Here is a 13,615-nt window from a genome sequence, read left to right on the forward strand (position 1 = left end):
CAAGAGTAGGGTACCCCATTTCATTCAGCTCATACTCCAGATTGGACCCTTCCCAATTTAGCTCGTATTAGCCGTTAATTGCCCCTTCTTTTCGTCCAGCAACATATCCGGTAGACATGGCAATAAACAGACGAACTGCGTTGATCATGGCATCCTCATCAAAATCAAATTTTGGATGGTGATGCGGATAAATTGCTCCTTTGGCCGGATTACCCGCCCCGACGAACATAAAACAACCTGGCACACGTTCCAAATAATACGCAAAATCTTCGGCAGGCATCAACTTTGGCGCTTCCTGTACATTCCCCTCGCCGAACACAGGCTTTGCTTCCTTAAAAAAGCGGGATGCTTCCTGGGCATCGTTAACAACTGGCGGGTATCCCATAATGTAACGAATTTTTGCTGATGTCCCATATGTTGCTGCTGTAAGCTCAGTTACCTCATGCAATCGCTCTTTCATGACCGTCCGGGTCTGCTCATCAAACGTACGAATGGTTCCACTCAAGCGGCAGGTTTCTGCAATTATATTTTGCGCAGAGCCCCCTTGGATCGTTCCCACCGTCAACACAGCAGGCTTTAACGGGTCGACTGAACGGCTTACGATACTCTGCAGTTGCATAACAAGAGCTGAGCCTGCCACCACACTATCATTAGTGGACTGGGGCATACCGCCATGCCCACCCTTACCTGCAATTTCAATATAAAAATCGTCGGCAGCCGCCATCAACGGCCCTGCACAACTCGCAGCGGTCCCGACCGAGAAGGGTGTCCATAAATGGATGCCATAAATCACATCCACACCTTCCAGTACGCCATCTTTGATGACATTAACCGCACCCCCAGGCAGCAATTCCTCCGCAGGCTGGAACAAAAACCGGATTTCTCCCTCCAGCTCATCGCGGTTCAGACTGTAATAGTATGCTGTCCCAAGCAAAACAGACGTATGTCCGTCATGTCCGCAAGCATGCATGGCCCCATCCACACTGGAGCGATATTCACATTCCTTTTCATCCTGAATAGGAAGAGCGTCCATATCGGCGCGCAACATAACCACAGGTCCAGGTTTGGCACCACGAATGGTACCTACAACACCGTGTCCCCCTACCTGTCGGCGAACATCTAATCCCCAGCTCTCTAGTTTATCCGCTACAAAAGCGGCAGTTTTACTTTCCTGAAAAGAAATTTCGGGATTCTTATGTAAATGTCTACGCCACTCCACCATGTTTTGTTGTAATTGATTAAACCAGGTTTGGTCCATCGCCTGTTGTGTCATTATGTTCCACCTCTCCTTTTAAAACATCGGGCCAGTTTCCGATAAATCATGTAGCTTTACCCCATACGCGCCGTTTCTCTCAAGTCTTTATTTTTATCCTATTGTAGCAGATATGGAATTGTTGTGATATCTGTTGCTCCAGATGGTTGCAGAAGCCTATCAAACATACTATGATAAAATGGATAAACGATAAAATGATAAACGTCTGCGAGGAATATACCTTGCGGCGAATACCGGGGGAAGCTGATATGAGAAATACGAAGCCGGAGACTCGAAGAAGAGGGACACCGGATTTCCAATTGCTGATCCTCACTTTGTTGCTGGTTGGATTCGGTGTAATCATGGTATTTAGCTCCAGCTCCAGCGTAGCTCTGCTGAATAAAGAATACAATTTTGACTCTTTATATTTTGTAAAGCGCCAGTCCGCATTTGCTATACTTGGACTTTTTATTATGCTGGTAGCTATGAATATTAAGATGGAAAAATATAAAAAGCTTTTTGTGCCTTTATTTTTCATAACCATATTACTGCTAATCATCGTTCTTTTTACAGGCTCTCTGAATGGTGCAAAAAGCTGGCTCAGATTTGGTAGTATTGGCTTCCAGCCAACAGAACTCGCAAAGATATCCATCATCCTTTACTTATCCGCACTGATTGTCAAAAAAGGAGATCGATTTAGAGATTTGCGGACTGGCTACATACCTGTAACTGTCATTGTAGGCTCTGTCGCAGGACTCATCATGCTTCAACCGGATTTAGGCTCCTGCTTTATTTTGGTAGCCACCAGCGGCCTGATTATTTATGCCGGGGGAGCCAGCGTCAAACACATTACAGCATCAATCATCCTGCTCGTGCTAGGCGCTTCCATCGTATTTGGTATTGGATCGTTGTTTGGAGGAGATTCCGACAGCACAAATGGACAAGCTACTGCTGCCAAGCAAGATTATAAAATCGGACGCTTTCAAGCCTTTCTTAATCCCGAGAAGTATAAACAAGGCACAGGATACAATCTGGTGCAGTCCCTGCAAGCTATTGGCGAAGGCGGCTTAAACGGATCGGGATTTGGTAAAGGCATTATCAAGCTTCATTATCTGCCCAATTCGTTTAATGATTTTATCTTTTCAGTTATTGGTGAAGAATTCGGATTTATCGGAACAGCCATTTTCCTAATGCTATATTTGTATTTCATTTGGCGAGGCATGATCATTGCTCTGCGTTGCCATGATCCGTTCGGAACGTTGGTGGGCACTGGCATCATGGGTTTGATCGCCATTCAGGCCTTCATTAATATCGGCGGGGTAACCCAAACGATTCCAATCACTGGCGTAACTCTTCCGTTTATTAGCTTTGGTGGTTCCTCCCTGCTTGTCATGATGTTTTCTATGGGCATCATGCTCAGTATTTCTCGTGAGAACACCAAACAAGCAGTGCAAGAACGCACCACAGGGGTGACGGTCCGTAATGAAGTTCCCACTCGCTTTCAAACTCGTAGAACCAACCGTTACCGCTAAAAAAAGAACTTCCATATGACCACTAATCACGGTGGCATTGGAAGTTCTTTTTTTGTATATGTATATAACTACAGGTCCGTCTGCAAAATGTTAACCAGCAGATTCACAAAACGAAAACTGGCGTTTTATAACCACCAGTTTTCGTGTTCTTATGCGGATTATCGCACGGAATTCCCGGCATCTATACCATTGGTGAAAAAATGTCCATTAGCATGCAGTGGTTCTATTACACTGCGTCGTCCTTGAACGCGACACCTTCCACTTTTACGTTCACTTCCACGACCCGCAACCCCGTCATGCTTTCGACGGCTTCTCGCACATTTTGCTGAAGAATTCGGGACACCTCATGAATAGGTGTTTCGTAGAGCACGATAATACGTAGATCAATGGCAGCTTCCAGTTGTCCAACCTCCACTGATACGCCCTTTTGCACATTTTTACCGCTCAGCCTTTTGGCCCAGCCTTCCGATAAGCCGCCTGACATTGCAGCAATGCCTGGTGTCTCTAATGCGGCCATCCCGGCAATTTTTCCTACGACATCGTTGGAAATCTTGATGTTTCCTGCTTCCAGTTGTTGAATTTGCTCTGCCATGACCTATGTCCCCCTTCATCCATCCTTTATTTGTATTGTAAAGCCTCAGCCACTCCAAATGCAAACCTTACGTATAAAAACATCGTTCGTTTACAACCTATATCATTTTGGGTATATTAATTTAGAAAAATCCATACAAGTGACAGTATTCACCAAACTTGTACACATCTATTGATATCGAGGTGCTCTTCATTGAAAAAATGGTTATCTCCCGCTTTGCTTATAGCGACATTTGCTCTTAGTGCAGTCGCTCATTACACACATTGGAATGCCATAGCCCAATTTGTCATTTGTGCGATTTCTGTTGTATTCGTAGCCGGTTTTCTCGGTAGGGCGACTGAAAGTGTTGCTCATTATGCTGGTCAACGTTTAGGTGGATTCTTAAATGCCACCTTTGGTAACGCAGCCGAGCTGATCATCGCCATTTTTCTCGTCAAAGAAGGTCTTTACGATATGGTAAAGGCCAGTCTTACGGGTTCGATCATCGGCAATCTGCTGCTGGTGCTCGGAGCGAGTCTGTTCGCTGGCGGTTTGAAATATAAAGTGCAAAATTTCAATATATCGCTGGCTGGATTAAGTGGCTCCCTGATGATTGTGGCTGTTATTGCCTTGTTCGTTCCAGCTGTCTTTCTGAACACACATGTGATCACGGATAGCGAGTCAGATACACTCAGTCTCATTGTTGCAGGCACGCTCATTGTCGCGTATATTGCGTGGCTTATTTTTTCTATGATTACGCATAAGGACTATTTAGCTGACGTGACCGAACAAAAAGATGAAGAATTGCCGCATGAACATGCCCCTGTATGGTCTAGAAATAAATCCATTGCCTATTTGGTACTCGCTACCGTTATGGTCGCTTTTGTCAGCGAATGGCTGGTAGGTACACTGGAAGTATTTACGACTCAATTTGGACTCAGCGAATTGTTTGTGGGTGCATTTCTTGTCGCTATTATTGGTAATGCGGCCGAACATAGCGCTGCCATTTTACTAGCCATGAAGAACAAAATCGGTGCATCTGTTGAAATTGCTGTCGGCAGCAGTTTGCAAATTGCCCTATTCGTTGCCCCTGTGCTGATTTTTGTCAGTTACTTTATGGGAAACACGATGAATATCGTTTTCACCACCATTGAATTGGTAGCCATTGCCGTCGCTGTATTTATCGCCAAATCCATCACTCAGGACGGCTCAACCAACTGGTATGAGGGACTCATGCTGCTGGTAGTGTATGTATTGTTGGGTGTATCCTTCTTCCTGGTGTAGCTTCCAAAGTTTAAAATGTAGATTACATTGTAGTGACTTCTTCGCATTTCGTTTATTCTTCTGATCACTAATGCCCTTGAATTTTTAAGACGATATAACCCCTTAAACTGTAAAAATTCAAGGGCAAAGGTGAACGCTATAAGCAACCTCTCGTCCCCTTTTTAAAAAATGGCATCAAAAAAAGCATGCTCTCAAACTTCGCATGCTCTCATCAATTCAACCGTCTTTCTAATTAGCCTTATTATTCATGGCCTCATATAGAATAGCCAGATTGCGTTCCAGCTCACTGACCAGCTGTTTACCTACCATTTCCGGAAGAAGTCCGGCGCGAACCGCAAAATCCACTTCCTTGGAAAATCCGTACATCTGAGTATCCAGCACTTCCTCATAGAGAGGGCAATAACGGGTTGCCAGATTCTCCATCTGTACTTCAATAAGCTTCTTTATTTTATCTGCATCTTCCTGAAGCAGATTAATGGCCTTGATATTCAATTGTTCCTGCAAATCAGATGAAGTCATGGATTCTTCCCCCCTATGTCTCAATGTCGCACAAGACGTCCTAACCTTAATATTAGACCAAATTGCAGGCTAATACAAGAACCTGACAAAAAAAGCATCCCTACAGTTACAGGTAGGGATGCTTTTGCTTCCTCAATAAGTTAGGTGGCTACTGAAATGTGCAGCCCGTGCTTCTGGAACACCTCAATAATCGCTTTTTTGGCTTCCTCGGCGTCAGGCCCGTGAACATGCAGCTCATAACTGTGACTGCTGACCAACGTCGTAAACAAGCCCAGTATACTTTTCACATCAATATACTTATTTTCGGAATGAAGGACGATGGAAGAAGTGAATTTGCTCGCCGTCTGTGCAATTTCAACAACCGCCGCATTATTGTTGGACATAGTAAGATCCCTCGCTTTACTGGATTGTCATGTATCAATGCTCATTCATTATGATACATTGAAATCGCTTTCTCAGCAAGAACAGATATCGTTATTTCAAGTTTTCAGGATTTAAAGGCTCCAGCTCAGGCAGCACAAAAATGCCATCCTTACGGATTAAAACATCATCAAAATAAATTTCACCGCCACCATATTCCGGACGCTGGATCAATACCAAATCCCAATGAATCGAAGAACGGTTACCGTTATCCGCCGTTTCATAAGCTTGACCTGGTGTAAAATGCAAGCTACCAGCAATCTTCTCGTCAAACAGAATATCCTTCATTGGGTGTAAAATGTGTGGGTTAAACCCGATGGCAAACTCGCCAATATAGCGTGCTCCCTCATCGGAATCGAGAATATCATTTAACCGCTTGGTATCGTTGCTTGTCGCTTCCACGATTTTACCATTTTCAAAACGGAATTTAACATTCTCAAAGGTAATTCCATTATACAGGGTTTGTGCATTATAGCTAATGGTTCCGTTAACTGAATCACGTACAGGCGCGCTATATACTTCGCCATCCGGAATATTGCATTGACCCGAACACTTAATGGCTCCGATTTGCTTGATAGAGAAGCTCAGATCAGTACCTGGACCGCTGATCCGTACTTTGTCTGTCCGGTTCATCAGGTCTGCCAATGCATCTTGAGCCTTGTCCATTTTCGCGTAATCCAGGTTACATACATCGAAATAAAAATCTTCGAATGCTTCAGTGCTAATATTGGCCAATTGAGCCATGCTGTCATTCGGATAACGCAGCACTACCCATTTGGTGTGTTTCACTCGCTGTTCGCTATGTACCGCATGCTGATAAATGGAATTATACATTTTCATTTTATCTTCCGGTACATCTGACAGATCATTTACATTTTCACCTGCACGAATTCCGATGTAACATTGCATTTGTTTCATCCGGTTGAGGTCAATTTCAGCCCAAGTTTCCATCATTTCCTTTGTCGCATTACGAAGCATAGCGCTCTGCACCTTACGATCTGTAAGCTGAACAAAAACATTTCCGCCTTTTTTACCAACTTCATGAATGATGGCGTTAAGCAAGTCACGCTCTGTACCAATCATTTCGATCAATACATTTTCTCCAGGCTGCACTTCAACAGAGTAACCTACCAGATTTTCCGCCAGCTTAAGTATTCTAGGATCTTTCATGTAGTGTCTCTCCTTCTTTATTTCGCTCTTTTTGAACAACGGTTAATTCAAATTCCATTGTATCATGCCCGCTCCGTTACTTGTAGTCCTCAAAAGCAACTCTGGTTATCAGAGCCTCTTGGTGCAGCTTTTCATTCGCAACTTGTCGGGAAATTCGGCATTCTGACGACAGCTTTAAAGGCAAACCCGTCTGGCGGTCTATAGTTAAATGGTACACAGTCCGCACATCGGAGTGCTCCAGCTGGTTGTTCATATCCTCACAACTTTGCTTCCATACTTGGCTTAACTTTTGTTGCAGCTCTTGGTTCGTTTCTGTTTGCTGCGTTTTTAAAATGCTGATTTGAGGATTTAACGTATTCATTTCTTCCATTAAACGTTCTTTCAACCAACGCTTTGCTGAGGCAGGTTCTGGTTCAATCCTCACCACCCAAGTTCCCCGGGCAGCTCCCTTTTCCATACGAATGCTCTTATTCAGTGTGTTTAATTCCTCAAGCTCCTGAATCGGATTGAAGCGATTTAACATGCCATTTTGAACCATAGAAGTATCCCCAGATGCCAGCGCAATCCATTTTCCATTTTGACGAAGAAACCGTTCATGTGTAACACCAGGCTCGGACTTATCTTCTTTCAGTGCTACGTAGTCACCTTGCTTACGGAAAGCCTCTGCAGATCCCCAGTGCATGATCAGTTCATCGTGATTTTTTAGCTTCCCGCGATATTCAAACTGTTTAGTCGTAGGCAGGCCGCCGTCAGTTCTGATTCCAGTCTGTCCGATAAACGTTATCCTCTCTCTGCCAGCCATTCCTGCAACAGCTCTTCTAAAAATCTGCTCAGGAGTATATTGCCGATCCAGTGCACAACCGCTTAACACACATATAATCAGAAACACACAGCCCCGCATTACCCATTGCTTTCTCCAATGCATACCATCATCCGTCCTATCCTAAACATGACTATAAATCATGATAAAAATTCTGTTTTAGAACATCCATGTTATAGCTACGCTTAGGATTACCTGTCTACAAACGGTTATGCAAAACAAAAAGAGAACATTCCCTAAGGAATATTCTCTACACATCGCCTATATGATCAATAACTATACGATTACGGCCTTCATTTTTTGCTTCATATAAGGCCATATCAGCCCTATAAAATAAAGATTCGATACTGATCTGCTCGTCCAGCCAGTTCCATTCAGCAATCCCACAAGAAACAGTCACCTGAGGATTAGTTTCATATTGTACACGGCTACGTATTTTTTCTGCATACCCCAGTGCCTGCTGCACCCCCAGCTGCGGCAAATAAATGGCAAGCTCCTCTCCGCCCCATCTGGCACATACATCCTCATCACGGGTCGCCGAGCGAACAATATTGCTGACGCTTTTCAGAATTTCGTCCCCCGTCTGGTGGCCATACGTATCATTCACCTGCTTGAATTGGTCAATATCGACCAAAATAAGAGAGCCACAGAAATCTTTTTCCTGATGCTCCTGAATGATTCGGTCTACATAATGACGCACATATAAACCTGTTAGCATGTCCATATTAGCGAGACGCCGCACCTCGGCATGCAGCATAGCATTAGTTACGGCCAGTCCGATATGAGGAGCCAGCATTTGCAGCATCTTGTAATTATCGTAAGAAAAAAAGTGTGGAAGCTTGCTCGATAATAATATAACCCCTCTAGGAGTCCCCCTGTTCTTCATAGGCACAGCCATCAATGACTGAGAGTCCGTCGCATCCATAAACCAAGAGGATATCTTTCCATCCTTCCTATAGTCAGACACAATCACAGGCTCTCCTGTTTTGCATATCAGTCCAGCAAATCCGCCTTCACGAGGGTAACTCTCCAGCTTTAAACTTTCCACATTGCTTGACATCACCCTAAAGCAACTTCCATCCTGATCCAGCTGCACAATACAACAAAAGTCGGCCATGAACATTTTTAATAACTCCTGCACGGCAAACTCAAATATTTCATTTAATTTCAGGCTCTGATTCAAACGCTGAACCAACTCATTAATGAGCCGCAATTCATGGATAAGTACATTCGATTGCTCCAGCAGCTTCGCATTTTCAAATGCGGTGCCAGCTGTATCTGCCATCATCGCAATCAGCTCTACGTCCACTTTTTCCATACTATCCGCACCTGCCGGAAGAATCATATGGAAAACACCATATACGCCCTGCTTACCACGTAACGGGATACCGATTTCAGTTATTTCATCTTGTGGACTGGTAGGCTCATTCACAGCCATTTGCCCTTTCATAAATGCACGGACACATACATCCTCGTCACGTTCATGCAGCAACAAAGGCTTGACCTGAGGATTTCGACTGTGCCGATCCTGACTCATATACAACGTGATATCCACATGGGGAAACAAATAGGCGATACTTCCAAATACTTCATCCAGCACGCCTTCCACATCAATCTTGTCATGCATCCGCTTTACAATCTGAAATAAAATAGAGCGGCGTCTGCCCTCACGTTCGCTCCGATTCTGCATCCCTAGGATATCTTCCATAAATATATACTCAAACTTCGAGTAAAAGCAGGATCTAAAATGCAAAGAAGCCACTAACAATGCGTCCTGATTCGAGACAGAATGTTGAGCAGGCCGTGTAAAACGAAGAGCGGCGAAAGGCTCTCTCTTGTAATTGCGGCATAATATGGGGACCATGTATACAAATGCAAGGCTCCCATCTCGAAGTTTACGCTGGCTCACTTCCATCTCTCTAGATATGCAACAACGCTCGACCAACTCTAAATCCTCGTCATCATCCTCTTCCCTACCAGCAACCCGAACACCTGTAAAATTAAAGACAGCAGTATACTCTTCACTGATCCAGGATATACCATTGCTCTGCTGTAACCAATTCCGATATCCTTGGACGAGAAGCTGATTAATATAGGGGTAATCATAGGGTGTCATATCCATGTTCTGGAGCCAGGCAAAAGACGTATATCCTTTATCATCAAACAGCGGAGCACCGCTAGCCTGCACTGTTTTACTGTCAAGCGTTTGCTGATCCGTTGTTGAAAATTCCGACATATTAAGGCGCTCCTTCACAGCAAAATTAGCTGTACCAAGACAGCGGCTATACACCACTATAGCTCATAATATGATCTATTTTACTCTCAACTTTAGAAATTTGCATCCATTTTTCAGAAATTCGTCCCACTTTTTTAGTTCTAAAGCCCTATCGACAAATTTTGACGTTTTCATTCTTTTTCTCTTCTTGACATTGACCCACTATACCATATAATATATATTATTGAAAAAGACTGTACGGCAGAACTATCTACTGTGCGGATCTTAAATTTTGGGCGTAACAGTTTGTGTCACCCTCATCTTATTTGTTGCTGACAGGACAGCGGCTGAACTTTTCTGTCAGTAGTGCGTCTCACCTTACTAGGTAGCGCCGAACAAATTGGAGCGCAAAGAGAGCCCCAACTCAAATTTTAATTATGAAGGAGTTAACTCTATAATGGCACGTTACACTGGTCCTAAATTTAAATTGAGCCGTCGTCTCGGTATTTCCCTGAGCGGCACAGGTAAAGAATTGAAACGCCCTTTCCCTCCGGGACAACATGGTGCAAACCAACGGAGAAAAATCAGTAACTACGGTATGCAGCTTCAAGAAAAACAAAAGCTGCGCCACATGTACGGTTTGGGTGAAAAACAATTCCGTACCCTGTTCAACAAAGCTCAACACATGCACGGTATCGCTGGTGAGAACTTCATGTTCTTGCTGGAAAGCCGCCTGGACAACCTTGTATTCCGTCTTGGCTTTGCTAATTCCCGTGCAGGCGCACGTCAATTGGTAGCTCATGGTCACGTTACTGTGAACGGCAAAAAAGTTGACATCGCTTCTTACCAAGTGAGCCTTGGCGACGTGATCGGTCTTCGTGAAAGAAGTCGTTCCCTGTCTTCCATAAAAGAAGCTTTGGAAAACCGTAACCACTTGGCAGCTTACCTGGAGTACAATGACGCAGCTCTGGAAGGTAAATACATTCGTTTGCCTGAGCGTGCTGAGTTGTCCCAAGATATCGATGAAAAACAAATCGTCGAATTCTACAACCGCTAATCCTTGCATTAGCACCAAAAAGCACCCGAATTCATTCGGGTGCTTTTTATATTCCCCACGCATTAAGCCTGAGAGTTTTATTCAATGGGGATGTACACTTTCATACTCAAATGATCAGGATAGGAATTCATCACGTCCGTAATTTCAAAATCAGGTCCCTCCCTCCGTTCAAAATTAGAATTAGGAAGCCATGTGCCGTAGATAAAATCTCGTATACTCTGAACTCGTCCATTTGAACCTGAAGCGTCAAACTCAGCATACTTGCCTGCTGGAATCTCCATATATATGAAACCCTCAGCCAGTTCTTTTGATTCTTCTTCAACGGCCTCACCCACCACAAATGAAAATGCACCGTTGTCTTCAAATCGACAGGCAATCCCATATGACATTCCCGGTGCGATTTTATTCGGAATACACATAAAATATTCATGTGCGCCAAAGTGTTCATAAAATCCTGGGATTTCTTTATAGTGCTGCTCATTATTCAGATTTGTTTTATATTCATATCCTACAATTTTGGTCGTTTCGAGTTGCAATATCACAGGCTTGTTCACCTCTAATTCCTCCGTTGCGTTTTTTTGGTAATCCAGAAAATTGATTTTGCTTTGACCAGAAAGCTCAATATCACAGTTACGATATTTCCCAGGGGTGATCCCAAAACTTTTTTCAAATGCGCGAGTAAAAGCTTCTTGCGAGTTGTACTGATACTCAATAGCAATGTCCAATACCTTTTGATTGGATTGCTTTAGCCGTTTAGCCGCCTCGGACAATCTTCTCCTTCTTATATATTGTTGCACTGTAAAACCCGAAATGGCCTGAAAAACCCGCTGGAAATGAAATGCTGAAAAGTATGCCTGTGAAGCAACCTCGGCAATTTTTAAATCCTCCCGGAGATTCAATTCAATAAACTCAATCGCACACTGAATTCGTTTAAAGTAGTCCATATAATCCTTCCCCGCACTTGTAATTTATCTAGCCTACATCCACATTGGGCAACCCACGTATTCATTATGTATAACTCTTTACCTACTTGTTTGATTATTTGTGCTAAGTTTACCACGGCTTTTCACTTGGCAGAAATAAAAAAAGCAGCACTGAGATGTAAAATTAATCTCAACGCTGCTAGTGAATGTATTTTAATTATCCAAGCTTGATTTTAGCAAATTTCCGTTTACCCACCTGTACAATGTCGCCTTCTTGCGGCTTGTATGCTTCGTTCACATCAGTCCACTTCTCTTCATTAATTTTAACTGACCCCTGCTGAATACTACGCTTGGCCTCACCGTTAGATGCTGCAAAGCCTAGATGAGTCAGCAACTGGATCACACGAATGCCGCCTTCTTCTAACTGATCAGCTGTCAAAGTGAATTCTTCAATATCGTCAGGAAGCGCACGTTGTTGGAATACGGTCACAAAATGCTGCTTGGCCGCTTCCGCCGCCTCTTCACCGTGGTACATGCGGACTAATGTTCCGGCCAGTTTCATTTTGGCATCACGTGGATGCACTGAACCCTCCTTAACACCTTTCGCCAGCTCTGCCAGCTCCTCATTGGTAATATCCGTTGCAAGCTCAAAATATTTCAGCATCAGCTCGTCAGGAACGGACATCGATTTACCGTAAATTTCGTTTGGCTCCTCATCCACACCAATGTAGTTCCCCAAACTTTTGCTCATCTTCTGAACGCCATCAAGACCCTCAAGCAGTGGTAATGTAATAGTTGCCTGCGGCTCCACTCCGTATTCTTTTTGCAGGGTTCTGCCCATCAGCAGATTAAACTTTTGATCTGTCCCTCCCAATTCTATATCGCTTTGGAGAGCCACGGAGTCCATGCCCTGCATCAGCGGGTAAAAGAACTCATGGATGCTGATTGGCAAGCCGTTTTGGTATCTTTTTGTAAAATCATCCCGCTCCAACATACGGGCAACCGTTACTTTGGCAGACAGGGTTACCACATCCGCAAAAGACATCGGTCCTAACCATTCGGAATTGTAGTATACCTTTGTCTTTTCAGGATCGAGAATCTTAAAGATTTGTTCCTTGTATGTTTGTGCATTGCGCTGTACATCTTCCTCAGTCAGTTGCTTGCGGGTCTCCGATTTACCTGTCGGATCACCAATTCTGCCTGTAAAATCTCCGATAATCAGTTGCACTTGATGACCTAATTCCTGGAACTGACGCAGTTTGTGCATAACAACCGTATGTCCGATGTGAATGTCGGGCGCAGACGGATCCAGACCCAGCTTAATTTTGAGTGGCTCGCCGCTAACAACCGATTTAACAACCTTACGCTTCAGCTCATCCTCAGGTACAATTTCCGCTACTCCACGACGTATCACTTCTAGTTGTCGTTCTACCTCTGCCTGTTGCTCAGGCTTCAATTCTTCCCACTTCATCCTGAATCCCTCCTATTTTTCATCCAAAAATTACTATTTTAACAAACCAAAAAGCCCCTTTCATCCCAAGGGACGAGAAGGAGCTGCTCGCGTTACCACCCTAATTAAAGAAACGTATGCAAAAGCAAACGTTTCTTTCACTTCATTCCTATAACGGGTCTACACCCGGTACCGGATTACTATGATGAGCTTCGCAAACCTGCAAAAGCCTTCCATTCATCCAGACAGCTCCAGACGGTAATTCAAAGGAGGGACGCTACCGATTCACACCACCCATCGGCTCTCTGCACAACGTGATTCCGCCTTCTACTGAAGTCTTTCTCTGCTTTTCACGATATTTACTTTGACCTATTTATAACACACTGTTTTTATGTAGTCAAC

At 43.9% G+C, this 13,615-nt stretch carries 12 protein-coding genes and 1 other annotated feature; of the genes, 3 read left to right on the forward strand and 9 right to left on the reverse strand.

Features of this window, described 5'->3' with window-relative positions; all coding sequences use genetic code 11:
- Positions 1 to 67 precede the first annotated feature (67 nt).
- Positions 68 to 1,273 carry a M20 family metallopeptidase gene (locus tag ACH59B_RS15655; protein WP_016822368.1) on the reverse strand — a complete coding sequence of 402 codons (1,206 nt, stop codon included), beginning with the start codon at positions 1,271 to 1,273 and terminating at the stop codon, positions 68 to 70.
- Between the two features lie 248 nt (positions 1,274 to 1,521).
- Between ACH59B_RS15655 and ftsW the strand changes: the two genes are divergently transcribed.
- A complete protein-coding gene (gene ftsW, locus ACH59B_RS15660) occupies positions 1,522 to 2,784 on the forward strand; it encodes a putative lipid II flippase FtsW (protein ID WP_153794757.1) in 1,263 nt (420 codons plus the stop codon).
- A 226-nt stretch (positions 2,785 to 3,010) separates the two neighbouring features.
- On the opposite strand, the gene ACH59B_RS15665 is transcribed toward ftsW, so the two are convergent.
- The gene (locus ACH59B_RS15665) at positions 3,011 to 3,376 is read right to left on the reverse strand and encodes an Asp23/Gls24 family envelope stress response protein (protein ID WP_013310912.1); all 366 of its coding nucleotides are present in this window, start codon (positions 3,374 to 3,376) and stop codon (positions 3,011 to 3,013) included.
- Positions 3,377 to 3,568: 192 nt separating this feature from the next.
- Between ACH59B_RS15665 and cax the strand changes: the two genes are divergently transcribed.
- Positions 3,569 to 4,639: a calcium/proton exchanger gene (gene cax, locus ACH59B_RS15670; RefSeq protein WP_013371868.1), complete on the forward strand. Its 1,071-nt coding sequence runs from the start codon at positions 3,569 to 3,571 to the stop codon at positions 4,637 to 4,639.
- A 228-nt stretch (positions 4,640 to 4,867) separates the two neighbouring features.
- Here the strand turns inward: cax and ACH59B_RS15675 are convergent, their stop codons facing one another.
- The 5 genes from ACH59B_RS15675 to ACH59B_RS15695 form a co-directional block, all read right to left on the reverse strand.
- A complete protein-coding gene (locus tag ACH59B_RS15675) occupies positions 4,868 to 5,158 on the reverse strand; it encodes a YlaN family protein (RefSeq protein WP_007431028.1) in 291 nt (96 codons plus the stop codon).
- A gap of 140 nt (positions 5,159 to 5,298) precedes the next feature.
- The gene (locus tag ACH59B_RS15680) at positions 5,299 to 5,541 is read right to left on the reverse strand and encodes an HPr family phosphocarrier protein (protein ID WP_013371869.1); all 243 of its coding nucleotides are present in this window, start codon (positions 5,539 to 5,541) and stop codon (positions 5,299 to 5,301) included.
- A gap of 91 nt (positions 5,542 to 5,632) precedes the next feature.
- Positions 5,633 to 6,748: an aminopeptidase gene (locus ACH59B_RS15685; RefSeq protein ID WP_404302039.1), complete on the reverse strand. Its 1,116-nt coding sequence runs from the start codon at positions 6,746 to 6,748 to the stop codon at positions 5,633 to 5,635.
- Between the two features lie 76 nt (positions 6,749 to 6,824).
- Positions 6,825 to 7,649, reverse strand: a complete 825-nt coding sequence (locus ACH59B_RS15690; RefSeq protein ID WP_404303978.1) for a hypothetical protein — start codon at positions 7,647 to 7,649, stop codon at positions 6,825 to 6,827.
- 169 nt (positions 7,650 to 7,818) lie between these two features.
- A complete protein-coding gene (locus tag ACH59B_RS15695) occupies positions 7,819 to 9,804 on the reverse strand; it encodes a sensor domain-containing diguanylate cyclase (protein ID WP_045244422.1) in 1,986 nt (661 codons plus the stop codon).
- Positions 9,805 to 10,240: 436 nt separating this feature from the next.
- On the opposite strand from ACH59B_RS15695, the gene rpsD reads away from it, so the two are divergent.
- A complete protein-coding gene (rpsD, locus tag ACH59B_RS15700) occupies positions 10,241 to 10,840 on the forward strand; it encodes a 30S ribosomal protein S4 (protein WP_016822373.1) in 600 nt (199 codons plus the stop codon).
- A gap of 77 nt (positions 10,841 to 10,917) precedes the next feature.
- Here the strand turns inward: rpsD and ACH59B_RS15705 are convergent, their stop codons facing one another.
- Both ACH59B_RS15705 and tyrS read right to left on the reverse strand, forming a co-directional pair.
- The gene (locus ACH59B_RS15705; protein WP_404302042.1) at positions 10,918 to 11,784 is read right to left on the reverse strand and encodes an effector binding domain-containing protein; all 867 of its coding nucleotides are present in this window, start codon (positions 11,782 to 11,784) and stop codon (positions 10,918 to 10,920) included.
- A gap of 196 nt (positions 11,785 to 11,980) precedes the next feature.
- Positions 11,981 to 13,234, reverse strand: coding sequence for a tyrosine--tRNA ligase (gene tyrS / locus ACH59B_RS15710; protein WP_013371875.1), 1,254 nt, complete (start codon positions 13,232 to 13,234; stop codon positions 11,981 to 11,983).
- A gap of 65 nt (positions 13,235 to 13,299) precedes the next feature.
- Positions 13,300 to 13,566 (reverse strand) — a binding site (T-box leader).
- Positions 13,567 to 13,615: the final 49 nt, after the last annotated feature.

Origin of the sequence: Paenibacillus sp. DP01, from assembly GCF_044784315.1 — a bacterium.
Classification (GTDB): Bacteria; Bacillota; Bacilli; order Paenibacillales; family Paenibacillaceae; genus Paenibacillus; species Paenibacillus polymyxa.

Coding starts and splice junctions, on each gene's coding strand:
- ACH59B_RS15655 (WP_016822368.1), bottom strand. CDS start 1,273: ATGACACAACAGGCGATGGACCAAACCTGGTTTAATCAATTACAACAA.
- ftsW (WP_153794757.1), top strand. CDS start 1,522: ATGAGAAATACGAAGCCGGAGACTCGAAGAAGAGGGACACCGGATTTC.
- ACH59B_RS15665 (WP_013310912.1), bottom strand. CDS start 3,376: ATGGCAGAGCAAATTCAACAACTGGAAGCAGGAAACATCAAGATTTCC.
- ACH59B_RS15675 (WP_007431028.1), bottom strand. CDS start 5,158: ATGACTTCATCTGATTTGCAGGAACAATTGAATATCAAGGCCATTAAT.
- ACH59B_RS15680 (WP_013371869.1), bottom strand. CDS start 5,541: ATGTCCAACAATAATGCGGCGGTTGTTGAAATTGCACAGACGGCGAGC.
- ACH59B_RS15685 (WP_404302039.1), bottom strand. CDS start 6,748: ATGAAAGATCCTAGAATACTTAAGCTGGCGGAAAATCTGGTAGGTTAC.
- ACH59B_RS15690 (WP_404303978.1), bottom strand. CDS start 7,649: ATGCGGGGCTGTGTGTTTCTGATTATATGTGTGTTAAGCGGTTGTGCA.
- ACH59B_RS15695 (WP_045244422.1), bottom strand. CDS start 9,804: ATGTCGGAATTTTCAACAACGGATCAGCAAACGCTTGACAGTAAAACA.
- rpsD (WP_016822373.1), top strand. CDS start 10,241: ATGGCACGTTACACTGGTCCTAAATTTAAATTGAGCCGTCGTCTCGGT.
- ACH59B_RS15705 (WP_404302042.1), bottom strand. CDS start 11,784: ATGGACTACTTTAAACGAATTCAGTGTGCGATTGAGTTTATTGAATTG.
- tyrS (WP_013371875.1), bottom strand. CDS start 13,234: ATGAAGTGGGAAGAATTGAAGCCTGAGCAACAGGCAGAGGTAGAACGA.